This is a genomic window from Paraburkholderia caffeinilytica (assembly GCF_051027425.1).
GTDB classification, from domain to species: domain Bacteria; phylum Pseudomonadota; class Gammaproteobacteria; order Burkholderiales; family Burkholderiaceae; genus Paraburkholderia; species Paraburkholderia caffeinilytica_A.
Genome location: NZ_CP186553.1, coordinates 1,183,719 through 1,198,747, shown reverse-complemented (window position 1 = coordinate 1,198,747; position 15,029 = coordinate 1,183,719). Strand labels below are relative to the sequence as shown.

15 protein-coding genes are annotated in these 15,029 nt (G+C 60.7%); 5 read left to right on the top strand and 10 right to left on the bottom strand.

The window, feature by feature from the left end:
• Positions 1-117 precede the first annotated feature (117 nt).
• Positions 118-867, top strand: coding sequence for a DUF2968 domain-containing protein (locus ACOSV0_RS25865; RefSeq protein ID WP_434114912.1), 750 nt, complete (start codon positions 118-120; stop codon positions 865-867).
• A gap of 171 nt (positions 868-1,038) precedes the next feature.
• On the opposite strand, the gene ACOSV0_RS25860 is transcribed toward ACOSV0_RS25865, so the two are convergent.
• From ACOSV0_RS25860 to ACOSV0_RS25830, 7 genes are all read right to left on the bottom strand, one after another.
• The gene (locus ACOSV0_RS25860; RefSeq protein ID WP_434114910.1) at positions 1,039-1,356 is read right to left on the bottom strand and encodes a DUF4148 domain-containing protein; all 318 of its coding nucleotides are present in this window, start codon (positions 1,354-1,356) and stop codon (positions 1,039-1,041) included.
• Positions 1,357-1,621: 265 nt separating this feature from the next.
• Complete coding sequence (gene gndA, locus ACOSV0_RS25855; protein ID WP_434114908.1) at positions 1,622-3,031, bottom strand: NADP-dependent phosphogluconate dehydrogenase; 1,410 nt, start codon at positions 3,029-3,031, stop codon at positions 1,622-1,624.
• Between the two features lie 222 nt (positions 3,032-3,253).
• Positions 3,254-3,904 (bottom strand): DUF938 domain-containing protein, encoded by a 651-nt coding sequence (locus tag ACOSV0_RS25850; protein ID WP_434116141.1) that lies wholly within the window; start codon positions 3,902-3,904, stop codon positions 3,254-3,256.
• Between the two features lie 12 nt (positions 3,905-3,916).
• Complete coding sequence (locus ACOSV0_RS25845) at positions 3,917-4,522, bottom strand: pyridoxamine 5'-phosphate oxidase family protein (RefSeq protein WP_434114907.1); 606 nt, start codon at positions 4,520-4,522, stop codon at positions 3,917-3,919.
• Between the two features lie 143 nt (positions 4,523-4,665).
• Positions 4,666-5,535 carry an NAD-dependent protein deacetylase gene (locus tag ACOSV0_RS25840; protein ID WP_434114906.1) on the bottom strand — a complete coding sequence of 290 codons (870 nt, stop codon included), beginning with the start codon at positions 5,533-5,535 and terminating at the stop codon, positions 4,666-4,668.
• Positions 5,536-5,585: 50 nt separating this feature from the next.
• The gene (locus tag ACOSV0_RS25835) at positions 5,586-5,825 is read right to left on the bottom strand and encodes an oxidoreductase-like domain-containing protein (protein ID WP_434114905.1); all 240 of its coding nucleotides are present in this window, start codon (positions 5,823-5,825) and stop codon (positions 5,586-5,588) included.
• Between the two features lie 212 nt (positions 5,826-6,037).
• Positions 6,038-6,802, bottom strand: a complete 765-nt coding sequence (locus ACOSV0_RS25830; protein ID WP_434114903.1) for an SDR family oxidoreductase — start codon at positions 6,800-6,802, stop codon at positions 6,038-6,040.
• A gap of 238 nt (positions 6,803-7,040) precedes the next feature.
• Between ACOSV0_RS25830 and ACOSV0_RS25825 the strand changes: the two genes are divergently transcribed.
• Complete coding sequence (locus ACOSV0_RS25825; protein ID WP_434114901.1) at positions 7,041-7,901, top strand: polysaccharide deacetylase family protein; 861 nt, start codon at positions 7,041-7,043, stop codon at positions 7,899-7,901.
• A 67-nt stretch (positions 7,902-7,968) separates the two neighbouring features.
• On the opposite strand, the gene ACOSV0_RS25820 is transcribed toward ACOSV0_RS25825, so the two are convergent.
• Positions 7,969-9,381, bottom strand: a complete 1,413-nt coding sequence (locus ACOSV0_RS25820; protein ID WP_434114900.1) for a DUF2252 domain-containing protein — start codon at positions 9,379-9,381, stop codon at positions 7,969-7,971.
• A gap of 620 nt (positions 9,382-10,001) precedes the next feature.
• On the opposite strand from ACOSV0_RS25820, the gene motA reads away from it, so the two are divergent.
• From motA to ACOSV0_RS25805, 3 genes are all read left to right on the top strand, one after another.
• On the top strand, positions 10,002-10,871 hold the full coding sequence (gene motA / locus ACOSV0_RS25815) for a flagellar motor stator protein MotA (protein WP_434114898.1): 870 nt from the start codon (positions 10,002-10,004) through the stop codon (positions 10,869-10,871).
• Positions 10,872-10,885: 14 nt separating this feature from the next.
• Entirely contained in the window at positions 10,886-11,893 is a 1,008-nt protein-coding gene (gene motB / locus ACOSV0_RS25810; protein ID WP_434114896.1) for a flagellar motor protein MotB, read from the top strand.
• A gap of 565 nt (positions 11,894-12,458) precedes the next feature.
• Positions 12,459-12,629 carry a hypothetical protein gene (locus ACOSV0_RS25805; RefSeq protein WP_434114894.1) on the top strand — a complete coding sequence of 57 codons (171 nt, stop codon included), beginning with the start codon at positions 12,459-12,461 and terminating at the stop codon, positions 12,627-12,629.
• 543 nt (positions 12,630-13,172) lie between these two features.
• On the opposite strand, the gene mctP is transcribed toward ACOSV0_RS25805, so the two are convergent.
• The gene (mctP, locus tag ACOSV0_RS25800; RefSeq protein WP_434114892.1) at positions 13,173-14,654 is read right to left on the bottom strand and encodes a monocarboxylate uptake permease MctP; all 1,482 of its coding nucleotides are present in this window, start codon (positions 14,652-14,654) and stop codon (positions 13,173-13,175) included.
• On the bottom strand, positions 14,651-14,848 hold the full coding sequence (locus ACOSV0_RS25795) for a DUF3311 domain-containing protein (protein WP_093634922.1): 198 nt from the start codon (positions 14,846-14,848) through the stop codon (positions 14,651-14,653). Before ACOSV0_RS25795 ends, mctP begins: the two co-directional genes overlap by 4 nt.
• Positions 14,849-15,029: the final 181 nt, after the last annotated feature.

Genomic DNA, 15,029 nt, shown 5'->3' with positions numbered 1-15,029 from the left:
CCGTTAGCGCCGCCGGTTCGCCACTTTTCGCTCACCGCTCGAACCGCCAGATTGTCCGGCATGCTTGACCGTCGGCGCCGTCTGAAGGTTTCGGGCGAGTCAACCGGAGGAACCGCCGTGAAAAGTCTCCTGAACCGCCGCAGCGTGCTGGCAGGCCCATCGCATCTCGTGCAGGTCGCGCGAGAGAACACCGCCGACCCCATGTCGCCCGACGACAGCGAGGAAGCGCCGGCCGGCGTCACACCCGCCGCCGCGACTGCTGTGTCCGCCCCGGCCGTCGAGCCGGCGCGGCCGGTGACGCCGCTACGGCCGGTGCCGGTGGTGCCCTCCCCGGTCAGCGCGCGCGGCGTGCAAATGGCCGACACCGCCGAAATCGAATGGCTCGCCGAAGAAGAAGCGCTAACGCCGTTCCGCGTATTCCGCAGCTTCGCCTATTCGGTGAGCCTGCTGTTTCACGCGAAGGAACTGACGTACTACGTCGCGCTGTATCAGGACGGTTCGCTGTGGCGCGCGCTCAAAGCCGCCGACCTCGAAGCCGCCGAAGCGGCCTTCCATCACTTCGAGGAACAGGCGACACGGCTCTCGGATGGCGAAACGCGGCGCGCGCAACTTGAGGCTCAAAACGAACAGCTTGCGCGCATGATCGCTCGCTCCGAGGCGCAGGCCGAGCGGCTGCGCACGGATCTGCAACGGCGCGGCGCGCAGGAACAGACCGTGTCGAATCGTCAACATCAGTTGCATAAGGAAGTGTCGCAACTGGAAGCGCAACGTGTGGCCGCGCAAGCGCATCTGAACAAGGCGCATCGGCAGATTCATCAGCTCAATCTGACCAGCAACGAAGGGATTCCGCATTTGCCGAGTCGTTGAATCGTTGAGTCGTTGGATCGTTGGGGCGGGGTTGTTGGGCCGCAGCCCGAAATCGAACTGCTGGCCGAATAGCGCCGTAAACGACAAAACGCCGCCCGGCAATCCGGTCGGCGTTTTTTTATTACCCGCCGCCTGTCATCCAGGCGGCGTTTGCATCGGCTTCGGCGCGAATTAGTTGCCGAAGTAAATCGAGTGACGGTCGTTGCCGTTCACCGGACGGCCGGCTTGCGAGCTGCCGGCGATCGGTGCGCCATAGCCGCTGTTCACAGCTTGAGCGGTGCCGTTCTGTGCATCGACGCGTGCCTGTGCGGCCTGAATGTTGGCCGGGTAGTTGATTTGATCGCCGATCGGGTTGTAGCCGGCCTTTTCGAGTTGCACAAGTTGGGCGCGGACTTCAGCGCGCGTAAGCGGCTGGTTCGACTGGGCAAACGAAGCAACAGGAGCGACCAGAGCGGCGGCGACGACAACTGCAGAGATAAGAGTCTTCATGATGTAAACCTCCAGAACTTGTTTTTAATTCGCTTTGGGCTCGTTGTCCCGTAGCGCTTAAATGGAAGTTTAGGAGCGTCGACACCTAGGGGAAACCCCTAAAACGACGAAACTCTATTTCGATTTCCGCAACAGTAGGAGGCTTAGCGCCTCGCTATGCTATTTGCCTAATAGCTTTAAGCAATAATTGCCCGTCTCGATTTCAATTGGTGCCGCAGCCCGGCGCGCCTTATGGCAAGGGCACGCCGGGCCACGGTTCAAACGCCTAGCTCCAGTTCGCGTGGAAGCTGCCCGGCTTGTCGATACGCTCGAACGTATGCGCGCCGAAGAAATCGCGCTGTGCCTGCACGAGATTCGCCGGCAGGCGTTCCGAACGGTACGCATCGAAATACGCCACGGCCGACGCGAATGCCGGCACCGGCACGCCCGCATTGATGGCGGCAATCACGACTTCGCGCAACGCCGACTGATAGTTCTTCGCGATGTCGCGGAAGTACGGATCGAGCAGCAGATTGGCGATCGCCTTGTCTTTCGTATACGCGTCCGTGATCTTCTGCAGGAAGCGGGCGCGGATGATACAGCCGGCGCGGAAAATCTTCGCGATCGTGCCGTAATCCAGATCCCACTTATATTCTTCCGACGCCGCCCGCAGTTGCGCGAAACCCTGCGCGTACGAAATCACCTTGCTGAAGTACAGGGCACGGCGCACCGATTCGATAAACGCGTCGCGCTCGGCGCCGAGCGGCTTGGCCACCGGCCCTTCCAGCACCTTGCTCGCGGCCACGCGCTGCGTCTTCAGCGAAGACAGCACGCGTGCGAACACGGCTTCCGTAATCAGCGGCAGCGGCGCGCCAAGGTCGAGCGCGTTCTGGCTGGTCCACTTGCCCGTGCCTTTCTGCGCCGCACGATCCAGGATCACGTCGACCAGGTCCTTGCCGGTTTCCTCGTCTTTCTTGCCGAAAATCTTCGAGGTGATTTCGATCAGATAGCTGTCGAGTTCGCCCTGATTCCATTCGGTATAGACCTTGCCCAACTCCTCGTTCGACAGGCCGACGACCTGCTTGAGCACCGCGTAGCTCTCGGCGATCAGCTGCATGTCGCCGTATTCGATGCCGTTGTGCACCATCTTCACGAAGTGGCCCGCGCCGTCCGGTCCCATGTACGCAACGCACGGCTCGCCGTCCGGCGCCTTGGCGGCGATTTCGGTGAGGATCGGTGCGACCAGGTCATAGGCGTCGCGCTGGCCGCCCGGCATGATCGACGGGCCTTTCAGTGCGCCCTCTTCCCCGCCCGACACGCCCGTGCCGATGAAATGCAGGCCGGACTTCGCGAGATCCTGATTGCGGCGGATGGTGTCGGTGAAATGCGTATTGCCGCCGTCGATCAGGATGTCGCCCTTGTCGAGCAGCGGTTTGAGCTGGTTGATCGTCGCGTCGGTGCCTTCGCCTGCCTTGACCATCAGCAGAATGCGGCGCGGTTTTTCCAGCGACTCCACGAACTCTTCCAGCGTGAAGGCCGGCACCAGCTTCTTGTCCGGATATTCGGCGATGAGTTCGTCGGTTTTCTCGCGGCTGCGGTTGTACACCGACACCGCGTGGCCGCGGCTTTCGATGTTGAGCGCCAGATTGCGGCCCATGACCGCTAGCCCCACCACGCCGATTGCCTGTTTGCCCATGTGAATTCTCCAGAGTCCAAAAAATGTCGAGACGTCGCGCCGGAAGGAACGTCGGCGCAACGTCGAGGGTGAAAGGATAAAAGAAATGCCGGTCTGGCGCTCGTTGGCGTGCATCGACACTCAACGGGCGTGTTTTCCACTGCGTGCGGGTTTCAACTTTATGCGGCACCCGGTGATGCGCTTTATGACACACCGCTTACACACCGCATTACGCAACGTCTGTCAGACCCGCGCCGCGCCCCGGTGTTTCCTGAAAACCAGACTGAAATTATTCGCCGGCATCGCGATCGGCTCGTTGCACACGAATCCGACCGAGGCGCCTAACGCTACCACGGCTTCCATGTCGCGCACGCCCCACGCGGGGTCGCGGCTGCGCAATTGTTGATCGAACGCATCGTTGCTTGGTGAAGTGTGCGCGCCGCCCCGTTTGTAAGGACCGTACAGATACAGTACACCGCCGTCAGCGAGATGGCGGCTCGCGCCGGCGAACAGCGCCAGCGTCGCGCTCCATGGCGAGATGTGAATCATGTTGATACAGACTACGGCGTCGAGCGTATCGGGCTTATCCGGCGTTTGCACGCCCCAATCCGCCTGATGCACGTCGAGGGCGAGCGGTGCACGCACATTCGCCAGCCCTTCGTGCGCGATCCATGCGGCAATCGATACACGCGCATCCGCATCGGGATCGCTCGGTTGCCAGTCGAGCCCGGGCATCGCGCCGGCAAAACAGATAGCGTGCTGGCCCGTGCCGCTCGCGATTTCCAGCACGCGGCCGGTGGCGGGCAGCACGTCGCGCAATACAGCAAGGATCGGTTCGCGATTGCGTTCCGCGGACGGCGAGCGTTGCCGCAACGCCGGATGGGCATCAGTCATATTCACTTTGTTTCAGTACAGGGCCGTGCGCACGCGTTCGGCGAGTTCACGGTCGTAGGTCGCGGCATCGAAACTCGCACCGTTGATGCGCCGATGGATCTCGCCCGCAGTCGGCAGGCGCGAACGTTCGACATGATGCGCCGGGTCCCACAGTTTCGAGCGCACCAGCGCCTTCGAGCAATGAAAGTACACGGCGTCGACGTCGATCAGCAGCACGGTGCGCGGCAGCTTACCTTCGACGGCGAAACTGCCCAGCAATTCCGGATCGTTGGAAATCCTGCCGCGGCCGTTCACGCGCAAGCTTTCGCCGACGCCCGGAATGATGAACAGCAGCGCCAGATGCGGCTCAACGATGATATTGCGCAGACTGTCGACGCGATTGTTGCCGATGCGGTCCGGCAGCGCGAGCGTGCGTTCGTCGATCACGCGCACGAAACCCGGCGCGTCGCCACGTGGCGAACAGTCGAGGCCTTCTGGACCGGCGGTGGCGAGCACGACGAAGGGCGCGACTTCGATGAAGGCGCGATAGTCTTCGTTGACGTAGGGAATTTCCTTCTTCACTGCACGCTCGTGGGGCTGACCGTAGATTGCTTCGAGCTGTTCTATCGTCGTCAACATCGGCGATCCTTGTGTGGGGCGGTTGCTTTGAGTGAGAGCAATGCTGCGTGGAAGCGAGATTCGGATTGAGATTATCGGCGATTTACGCGGACCGCGCGTGACACGGACGCGCCGTTGAGCGGCCGGCTCGACCGGCCTTCTGCTCAGTCCAACGCAAGACGGCCCGCCAGTGCGGTCAGCGTATCGGCACAGGGCGCGGCGATTTTCAGCGACAGCAGCGCATCGGCGCGCGTGCGCCCGAGATTGATCGCGACGATCGGCTTACCCTGCTTCTGCGCCCACACGCAGAAGCGGTAGCCCGAATAGACCATCAGCGAGGAGCCGACCACCAGCACCGCATCCGCCGCGTCGAGCGCATGCGAAGCTGCTTCGACACGCTCGCGCGGCACGCTTTCGCCGAAGAACACCACCGCGGGCTTCAGCAAGCCGCCACAGTTCGTGCACGCCGGAACGCGGAACGATTCGAGATCGTGCCACTCCAGATGCGCGTCGCCGTCCGCGGCGGTTTCGGCGGTGACGTTCAGCAACGCGGGATTGTCGGCTTCGAGCGTCTGCTGGATCGACGCGCGCGAATGCGGCGTGCCGCAGTCCAGACATGTCACGCCGTCAATGCCGCCATGCAGTTCAATCACCTCGCGGCTGCCCGCCCGCTGATGCAGACCGTCGACGTTCTGCGTGACGAGCGTCGGCACATGGCCTGCCGCCTCGAGTCGAGCCAATGCGACATGCGCGGCATTCGGCCGGGCGTCGGCCACCACCGGCCAGCCGACCATGCTGCGGGCCCAATAGCGCCGGCGCATCGCCTCGGTGCCGAGAAATTCCTGTAGCGTGATCGGCGGCGAACGCTTCCATTCGCCGTTGTCGTCGCGATAGCCTGGAATGCCGGAGTCGGTACTGATGCCCGCGCCGGTCAGCACGAACAGACGCGGATAACGCTGTACGAACGTATGCAGATCGTCCAGCGTGTGCGATTCGTTGAAGGGCTCGATGTGCGCGGGCTGAAGGTCGGTCATGACGGGGAGATGGGTTGGCTGCGGCCTTGGCGTGAAAGCGGAAACGCCGTTCAGCGGCGCGTGCGCGGTTTGCTCTGCCGCGCAGGCACCGATCGTGCCGTTCGCGCCTTCGGTGCCTTCAGTGCCGATTGCCGCGCTTGCCATTCGGCGAGCGCCGACTGATAGCGTTCGAGCGCTTCATCGTAGAGATCGAACACGCACGGATTGCAGCCGCTATGACAACAATCGTCGAGGTCGGGCTGCACGGGCGGCACCGGCTGCGGGTCGTCCTGGGGTGTGGCTCGGGGCACGGCAAAGGGCTTTTTCGAAAACGCGGGAAGCACCCAGTATAAGTTGATCTTCCGAGATACGTGCGTCGGGGAGCCTGGGGTGGCATGAACGCGAGCCGTCAATTCCGGCTCAAAGCTGCTCCCTCCAACTCACGCTCAAGCCTGCTCCCCCAAGTCACGCCCGAAGCCGGTCCCTTCAACCGCCTCGCGCCGCGAATGCCTATACGCCGCGCTCAGCCCCTGCCGACGAACGGCATCTTGCTCGCCATGATGGTCATGAACTGCACATTCGCCGACAGCGGCAATTCCGCCATATGCAGCACGGCGTCGGCGACGTGCTGCACGTCCATCAGCGGCTCGACCGCGATTTCGCCGTTCGCCTGCGGCACGCCGCGCGCCATCCGCTCGGCCATGTCCGTCGCGGCATTGCCGATGTCGATCTGCCCGCACACGATGTCGTATTTGCGGCCGTCGAGCGAAACCGCTTTCGTAATTCCGGTAATCGCGTGCTTGGTCGCCGTGTAGGCGATGCTGTTCGGCCGCGGCGCATGCGCGGAAATCGAGCCGTTGTTGATGATGCGGCCACCTCGCGGCGTCTGCGTTTTCATCAGACCGAAGGCGGCACGCGTGCAGAGAAATACGCCGGTGAGATTGGTGTCGACCACCGAGCGCCATTCGTCGATGGCGAGTTGATCGATATCCACAGGCGAGCCGCTGCGGCCCGCGTTATTGAACAGCACGTCGAGCCGGCCTAGCCGCACGCGGATCGTGTCGAACAACGCGGCGACGCTGTCGGCGTCCGTCACGTCGCAGGCCACGGCGAGCGCTTCGCCGCCGAGTTGCCGGGCTTCTTCGGCCACGGCGTCGAGCGGCGCCTGGCGGCGGCCCGCAAGCACGACGCTATAACCATGCTCTAGCAGCTTGAGCGCGCAGGCCCGGCCGATGCCGCTGCCCGCGCCCGTCACCAGCGCGACTTTCCTGATTCCCGTTCCTGTCACCGTGCGTCTCCTGCTCCGTTTTTTGGCCTTAGCACCATACAACAGCCGATCGTCCATCACAAACGCGACATCGCAGCCGCCGTCGCGAAACATGACGTCTTTCAGCGTGCTTTCATTACTTATCGTTACCTTCCGCAACAGCGTCGAGCGACACATCAATGGTATCGTTTGCTGTTGCGCATCAAGCGCGATTCAAGGCCTTCCCTGGACGGAGGAAGGAAGACAGGAAGCACGCTTTATGAACAACGAACGCTCCACGCCGCCGCCGGGCGCCCAGTCCGCGCCGCAGTACCGCTGGCCGCGCACCGGCTATCCCGCGATGCTCACGGCCACTGCCGCATGGCACATCTTCGTGCTGGCCGGATGGTTGCTGACGCCCGCCGCGTGGCCGTGGTGGCTGGCCGCGATCTTCGCGAATCACGCTATTTTCACGGTGGCCGGCCTGTTGCCGCGCACCTCGTTGCTGGGCCCGAACTGGACGCGCCTGCCCGACGGCGCGCGCAACGCAGACGCAATCGCACTGACCATCGACGACGGTCCCGACCCGGTCGTCACACCGCAAGTGCTCGATCTGCTCGACGCCTTCGACGTGCGCGCCACCTTCTTCTGTATCGGCGCGAAAGCGCAGCGTTATCCGGACCTCGCACGCGAAATCGTCGCGCGCGGCCATACGCTCGAAAACCACTCGCAAGTTCACGTGCATACGTTTTCGGTCACGTTTCCGGGCGCCCTCACACGTGAGATCGAGGCTGCGCAGCGCACTTTCGAGGCATTGAGCGGCGAGCGGCCAATGTTCTTCCGCGCGCCCGCTGGCTTGCGCAACATCTTTCTCGAGCCCGTGCTGCGCAAACTCGATTTGCGGCTCGCGGCATGGACGCGGCGCGGCTACGACACGCGCGAGCGCGATCCGCAGGTGGTGACGCATCGGCTGATCGACGGTCTTGCTCCGCGCGACATTCTGCTGCTGCACGACGGCAATGCCGCGCTCACCCTCGAGGGCAAACCGCTGATACTCGCCGTCCTGCCGCGCGTAATCGACGCGGCGCGCCGCCAGCATTTGCGCTTCGTTACGCTGCGTGAAGCACGTATCGAGGACTGAACCAGGCACACCTTCCGCGCGGGCTCGCCGACTGATTCGGCAAGCCGCGCAAACACCCCCACCGCCGCTACACGCGGAAATCCGCTGCCATGTCTTCGTCCGTGCGCGCCTCGAGCTCACCGCTGCGGCAAGCCTTCAGGAACACGTCATAGTCGCGTTCCACCTGGTTCGCGTAGCTGGCGGCGTAGCCGGTCATCGCTTCCGCGAACTGATCTCCCCGGCCGATATACGCGCTGATCTCGATCGCCTGGCCACTCGCCTTGGCATGCGCGCGCGCCATGATCCAGCCGCAGAGCTTCGCGTAACCTTCCAGCAGGTCGGTGTCGAACAATTCGATGTTCGCCGACAATTTCATATCGCGCAGTTGCCGAAAGTAAAAATGGCGCCCTGCCGGCCCACTCGCCCAGCCGAGGAAAATATCGCTCGCCGCCTGCAACATCCGCTGCCCCTGCACGACGCGCTCGCCCTCGTGCTTGATGGGCGGCGACTTATAGTATTGGGAAATCACCGACGGCCGCGCCTCCTTGATCTGCAGAAACAGCGGCTTATCCATGTGATCGACGCTCAACACCACCATGCAGCGCGTGCCCACGCTGCCGACGCCGACCACTTTGAACACAATGTCCTGCACGGTGAAATGGCTCAGCAGCTCACGCCGGTCGTGCGACATCGTCTTCAGATACTCGCTCCACATGCGTTCGAGCATCTTGCGCCAATTGCTCTCCTTGTACGCTTCGGCCTCTTCCGGCGTGAACAGCGTATTCGCACCCAGGACGTGGAATAACGCCGGCGGCGCATCGCGGATCGTCCAGTGGTCGCCGTCACGCTCCGCCATTTTCTCCAGCAGATTTTCGTGGGTCCGGTTCGCGGCCTTTTCCATGCCGCGGCGCACGGTGCGACGACGCTCGGGAGTCAGCGCGGTTTCCGCCATCCGATCGAAGGTGATGCGGTCATACCATAGTTCGAGTGCGCCGCATTGCGCATATTGCGCCATGCGATCACGGTATTCGCCGACGGCTGTCATCACCAGGTTCTCCGCCGCACCGCTGCTCAAACGCATATGCCGCGCGGCGACGACGAGGCTCGCAGTCAAACGTTTCAAGTCCCATTCGAAAGGACCGATCGCGACTTCGTCGAAATCGTTCAGATCAAATACGAGTTGCCGCTCCGGCGTTGCGAATCCGCCGAAGTTCATCAGATGACCATCGCCGCAAATCGGCATGATGAGGCCGGTGTCGGGGACCTTGCTTAGATCGTGGGCCTGAATGATCGCGGTGCCGCGAAAAAAGGTGAAAGGCGACACGGCCATGCGCCCATAACGCAGCGGCACCAGATTCGTAATGCGTCCCTCGCTGCTTTGCTTAAGCAATTCGATGGGGTTGCGGTTCAACTCCCCTACCGCACGATGGCTCGAACGTTTCGAGTGTTCGCGAGCGGCACGGCCGCGGGCTTCCCGCTCGGCGATGGTGCTGGCTTTCATGCTCTTCTCCGGTTTTTGTGCAAATCCTGACAATCGGTTCTAGAAGACTGCTTCTGCTGGCACGGTAAAACGGGACGTCTAACGAAACGGTTTGCCGGCATCCAATATCGAATTGCAACGCCGCCACGGTCATCGAACTGCGCAACTGCATGGTCCACGACCAACGGTAACCCAGACCGCCAAAAATCACATCTATTCATGAGCCGACGGGAAGCCGGATGGCGGCTTTGAGCGCCGGGACCGGCCATCGGTACAAATTGCCTGCCATGCTAGCAGAGCACCCGCTGACATGCATTCTGAATAGACCAGTCATGTATCGACGCTCTCAATCATCCAGCCGGGGAATATTCATAATTGGTTGCAGCTGCAACGATAGATCACGATGCGGACAAAATTACCGGAGACCGATTTAAATGGCTATTTGGGGGCTTATTTGAAGGCTCATTTGAAGAGTTAACCAGTTGGTGAATATTTTCGTTTCTACGGGTAGCCGATACTTCAGACATCGCGAATCCCGCCGTTTACCGGTACATACAAAACTTTTGTGGCGCGCGCGAAAAAACGCCTGAAATAGGGCCTGTTCTAACGGACATTCGTCGCGCAAGGTAATCGGAGAAAGCATGTTTGTCGTCATTGGCTGGGTGGTGGTAATCGGTTCTGTCATCGGTAGTTTTCTCGGTGTGGGCGGGCATCTTCCAGCGCTCGTACAACCGTTCGAATTGCTTTGCATTTTCGGTGCGGCGATCGGTGCGTTTGTCGTGAGCAATCCGACCGCCACGCTGAAGAAAACCATCAAGGCGATTCCCTCGTGCTTCAAAAGCGGCGGCTACACGAAAGAGAAATATCTCGAACTCATCGCCCTGCTCTACGAGTTGCTTCAGAAGGCGCGTAAGGAAGGCATGATGTCGCTCGAAGCCGACGTCGCCTCGCCGCAGGAAAGCGTGCTGTTCCAGAAGTATTCGCACGTGCTGGAGGATCATCATCTGCTCGACTTTATCGTCGACTATCTGCGCATGATGTCCGGCGGCAACGTGAACGTGCTCGAAATGCAGGACCTGATGGACGAGGAGCTGGCCACGCATCACGCGGAAGCGTCGGTCGCGGCCAACGCGATTCAGAAAATGGCCGACGGCTTGCCGGCATTCGGCATTGTGGCCGCCGTGATGGGCGTGGTTCATACCATGGGCTCGGTCGGCGCGCCACCTGCCGTGCTCGGAGAAATGATCGCCGGTGCGCTGGTCGGCACGTTCCTCGGCATTCTTCTCGCCTATGGCTTTATTGGCCCCGTTGCCGATCTGCTCAATGCCAAGGGTCGCGCCGAAGCCAAACCTTATCAATGCGTGAAGGCCGTGCTGCTCGCGTCGCTGTCCGGCTATGCCCCGCCGATCGCCGTCGAATTCGGCCGCAAGGTGCTGTTCACCGCTGATCGTCCGAGCTTCCAGGAACTCGACGACGCCGTGCGCGCCACCAAGATGCCGAAATCGGCCTGACGTGGAGTGGAATCATGAGTGGAAGAAAATCGGGTACGTCGCAGCATGGGGAAATACCCGCGGCCGTGATCGTGCGACGCTCGAAAAAGGGCGACGATCATGGCGCTCATCACGGTGGCGCCTGGAAAATCGCTTACGCCGATTTCGTCACTGCGATGATGGCGTTCTTCCTGCTGATGTGGCTGCTCGGCTCGACGTCGAAGTACGACAAACAGGGCATCGAGGACTATTTCAACACGCCGCTGTCGAGCCTGCTCGGCGGCAACGAGGGCACGGCTGCGGCGCGTCCGAGCGTCGTGCAAGGCGGCGGCCGCGACATCTCCGACTCGCGGGCCGGTGTCGGCAAGAAGAGCCAGACCGAGCCGACGCCGCTAAGCGCGGCACCATCTTCCATTGCGCCCGCGGACACGGCGCGGCTCCAGCAGTTGAAAGAGAAGCTCACTGCATTGATCGAACAGAGCCCTGCGTTAAAGGCCTTCAAGGATCAGATCCGCATTTCGATCACTAACGAAGGCCTGCGCATCGAGATTGTCGATTCGCAGAACCGGCCGATGTTTTCGTCCGGCAGTCCGAAGTTGCAGCCTTATGCTGTGACGATCCTGACGCAGATCGGTGCTGCGCTGAACGATGTGGAAAACCGCATTTCGATTGCTGGTCACACTGATGCAGTGCCTTATACGGCTGGGCCGGAAGGTTATTCGAACTGGGAGTTGTCGTCAGAGCGGGCCAATGCCGCACGCCGCGCGTTGGTGAGCGGTGGCATGCATGGCGAGAAGCTGTTGCAGGTGCGTGGGCTTGCTGATGTGTTGCCGCTGAATAGCGATGTGGCTGATGAGCCGACTAATCGGCGCATTAGTATTCTCGTGTTGAATAAGGCGGCGGAGCTGGCGTTTTTTCGGGATGGTGGGCGTACTGCGGTTGATGAGGGTTCGGTGGTTAGTGCGGTTGATGCTGTTGGTTCGGTTGGTTCGGTGGTGGTTGGCCAGGGGCAGTCGGGTGGGGGGTCGCGTGGCGTGCCGTAGGAGGTTTTGCTTTGGATTGGGGTTGGGGTCGATGTTGTTTGTTTGCCTGCGGCGGTAGTCTTTTCTTGGTCTGGTTGCCTGCGGCGTTGGACTCTCCTTGTCTGGTTACCCACGGCGTTGGACTTTCCTTGTCCGGTTGCCTACGGCGTTGGCGTTTTCCTGGTTTTATGGTCTGCGGTTCGTCTGTTCGCCCGCGGCGTTGGCCTTTCCTTGAATTCTTATTGGTTTATTAGCGTCGCCCCTGTGCGGGGCAGGCACCTACTTTTCTTTGCCTGCCGCAAAGAAAAGTAGGCAAAAGAAAGCGGCTCACACCGCTAACTCTTAAGCGGGTCCCCCGCGCAGCCACGGTAGTGGTGCATCTGGAATCCGTGCTCTCGCACATTCACCCGTAGTGACAAAGGATTCATCAGCTCCCACTCCGCACTACGTGCGTCGCGGATGGGTCCGCCAGGGAAACCTGGAGGTTTCGTTTGCGCGCGGTGGGGGCCGTCGGCTTCGCCTCGGCGAGACGCCTCTGCATCTGTCCGTGAACCCCCGCTTCGAATGAAATGTCAGCACGTGACCGTTGCAGTCACAACTCCCCCTGGCGTTAGCGTTAACGTTGCCGTTGCCGTTGCCGTTGCCGTTGCCGTTGCCGTTGCCGTTGCCGTTGCCGTTGCCGTTGCCGTTGCCGTTGCCGTTGCCGTTGCCGTTGCCGTTGCCGTTGCCGTTGCCGTTGCCGTTGCCGTTGGCATGATAACCGTAGTTTTTCGGTTTACGGTTTCGTACTTTGATTCGCGCGGCGAGCGCGTCTTTGAATGCTTGGGCGCTTCGCCGAGGCGAAGCCGATGGCCCCCACCATACTCAACCGAATCCTCTGGTTTTCGGTGGTCCCTTCCGGCGAGCACGAAGTGCGAGGCGGGAAGAATGACGCCTTTGTCACTGACGCCGAATGTGCGAGAGCACAGATTCCAGATGCACCACTACCGTGGCTGTGCGGGGGACCCGCTTATGAGCTGGCGGGGTGAGCTGCTTTCTTTTGCCTACTTTTCTTTGCAGCAGGCAAAGAAAAGTAGGTGCCTGCCCCGCACAGGGGCGACGCTAATAAACCAATAAGAATTCAAGGAAAGGCCAAAGGCTAAAGACCAAAGACCAAAGACCCCAGACCAAGAAAAAACCAAACAACCAGATCAGGGAAAAGCCAACGCCGTCGGCAACCAGACAAACAAACCGCCGGCCCCTCCCCAAACAAAAAAACAAAAAACCAGGACAGAAACAGAAAACTAAAAAACCAAAAACCTCACCGCCCCGCGGCCCCCCTCCCCGGCAACAACCCCGACACAACAAACCCAACCACTACATTAGCCACCAGCGCAATCAACCCGATATAAACCGGATAACTGGCATCGCCAACATGCATCGCAAACACCGGCTTAAGCCCTTGCGAAACAGCCATCCCCGTCCCGATCACAATCCCGACCAGCCACCCAAGAAACAACCCCGGCGTATTCAACCGCCGCGTATACAAAGAAAACACAATCGCCGGGAAAATCTGCAAAATCCAGACCCCGCCCAGCAACTGCAAATCAATCGCATACTGCGTCGGCAAAAACACAATAAACAACAGCGCCCCAAACTTCACAACCAGCGAAACGATCTTCGCCGTAGAAGCCTCCGCCTCAGGCGTGATATCCGGCGAGACCAGCGGACGCCACAAATTCCGCGTGAACAGATTGGCCGCGCCAATCGACATGATCGCAGCGGGCACCAGCGCGCTAATCGCAATTGCCGCAGCCGCAAAGCCGACGAACCACGAAGGGAACAACGTGTTGAACAGCGCGGGAACCATATCGGACGCCGACTTCACATGCACGCCGGCCGCAATCGCCATATAGCCCAACAACGCGATCAACCCCAGCAACAACGTGTACGCCGGCAGAAAAATCGCATTCTTGCGCACCGTATTAGCCGACGAGGACGACAACACCGCCGTCATCGTATGCGGATACATGAACGCCGCCAGTGCCGAGCCCAAAGCCAGCGACGCATAAGCAGTGAACTGCGCCGGCTTCAGAATAATCCCAGTTGCGCCGCCCTTGGCCTTGAAATACGTATCGGCTGCATCGAACACATGCGCGTAGCCGCCAAGCTTCGCAGGAATCAGCCAGACCGCCGCGATCACGACGATGTAGATCATGATGTCCTTGACGAACGCGATCATCGCCGGCGCCCGCAAGCCGCTTGCATACGTATACAACGCAAGAATCACGAAGGCGACAATCAGTGGCATTTCCCCGCTCACGCCAAGTCCCTTGATCACCACCTGCATACCCACCAGTTGCAACGCGATGTACGGCATCGTCGCGACAATGCCAGTGATCGCAACCGCTGCAGGAAACCACTTGCCGCCGTACTCACCCTGCACGTAATCCGCCGCCGTGATGTGGTTCTTCGCGTGAGCGATCTTCCACAGTTTCGGCATCACCGCGAACACGAACGGATAGACAATGATCGTGTAGGGCAACGCAAAGAAGCCATACGCCCCCACCGAATACACGAGCGCGGGCACTGCGATCACGGTATAGGCGGTATAGAAGTCGCCGCCCACGAGGAACCACGAAATCACCGTGCCGAACTGGCGGCCGCCCAGGCCCCACTCGTGCAATTGCGTCAGGTCGCCCCGTTTCCAGCGCGCGGCAAAAAAACCGATCACAGTGACAAGAACAAAGAACGCGATAAAGACGGTCATCGCGACCGGGTTCACAGGATTGACATCGCTCATTTGACACCTCGATACACGACGTAAATCAGTAGCGAGGTCAACGGAACCCACAAGAACTGATACCAGTAGAAGAACGGAAAACCGGCGAACGAGGGACGTGTGTCGTTATAGAACGGCAACCACAGCAACGCGATGTACGGGATCAGCAAGATAAGCCATAGCCATGAACGGCCGGCGGATTGGGAGGTCTCCACAATCGTCTCCTAAGTCTATTATTGAAATCGCGCGCCATGACTTGTGGCCGGGCACACGGAAAACCTGTTACGTGATATTAGACGGCAAAACCGGATCTTGCTTTTTGCACGGCGCCAGAGCGCGGCCGCCAATACAACCCGGCGCACCGAACGCACGCCGGAAGGCGCGACACGTCGCGGG

Coding starts and splice junctions, on each gene's coding strand:
- ACOSV0_RS25860 (WP_434114910.1), bottom strand. CDS start 1,356: ATGAAGACTCTTATCTCTGCAGTTGTCGTCGCCGCCGCTCTGGTCGCT.
- gndA (WP_434114908.1), bottom strand. CDS start 3,031: ATGGGCAAACAGGCAATCGGCGTGGTGGGGCTAGCGGTCATGGGCCGC.
- ACOSV0_RS25850 (WP_434116141.1), bottom strand. CDS start 3,904: ATGACTGATGCCCATCCGGCGTTGCGGCAACGCTCGCCGTCCGCGGAA.
- ACOSV0_RS25845 (WP_434114907.1), bottom strand. CDS start 4,522: ATGTTGACGACGATAGAACAGCTCGAAGCAATCTACGGTCAGCCCCAC.
- ACOSV0_RS25840 (WP_434114906.1), bottom strand. CDS start 5,535: ATGACCGACCTTCAGCCCGCGCACATCGAGCCCTTCAACGAATCGCAC.
- ACOSV0_RS25825 (WP_434114901.1), top strand. CDS start 7,041: ATGAACAACGAACGCTCCACGCCGCCGCCGGGCGCCCAGTCCGCGCCG.
- ACOSV0_RS25820 (WP_434114900.1), bottom strand. CDS start 9,381: ATGAAAGCCAGCACCATCGCCGAGCGGGAAGCCCGCGGCCGTGCCGCT.
- motA (WP_434114898.1), top strand. CDS start 10,002: ATGTTTGTCGTCATTGGCTGGGTGGTGGTAATCGGTTCTGTCATCGGT.
- motB (WP_434114896.1), top strand. CDS start 10,886: ATGAGTGGAAGAAAATCGGGTACGTCGCAGCATGGGGAAATACCCGCG.
- mctP (WP_434114892.1), bottom strand. CDS start 14,654: ATGAGCGATGTCAATCCTGTGAACCCGGTCGCGATGACCGTCTTTATC.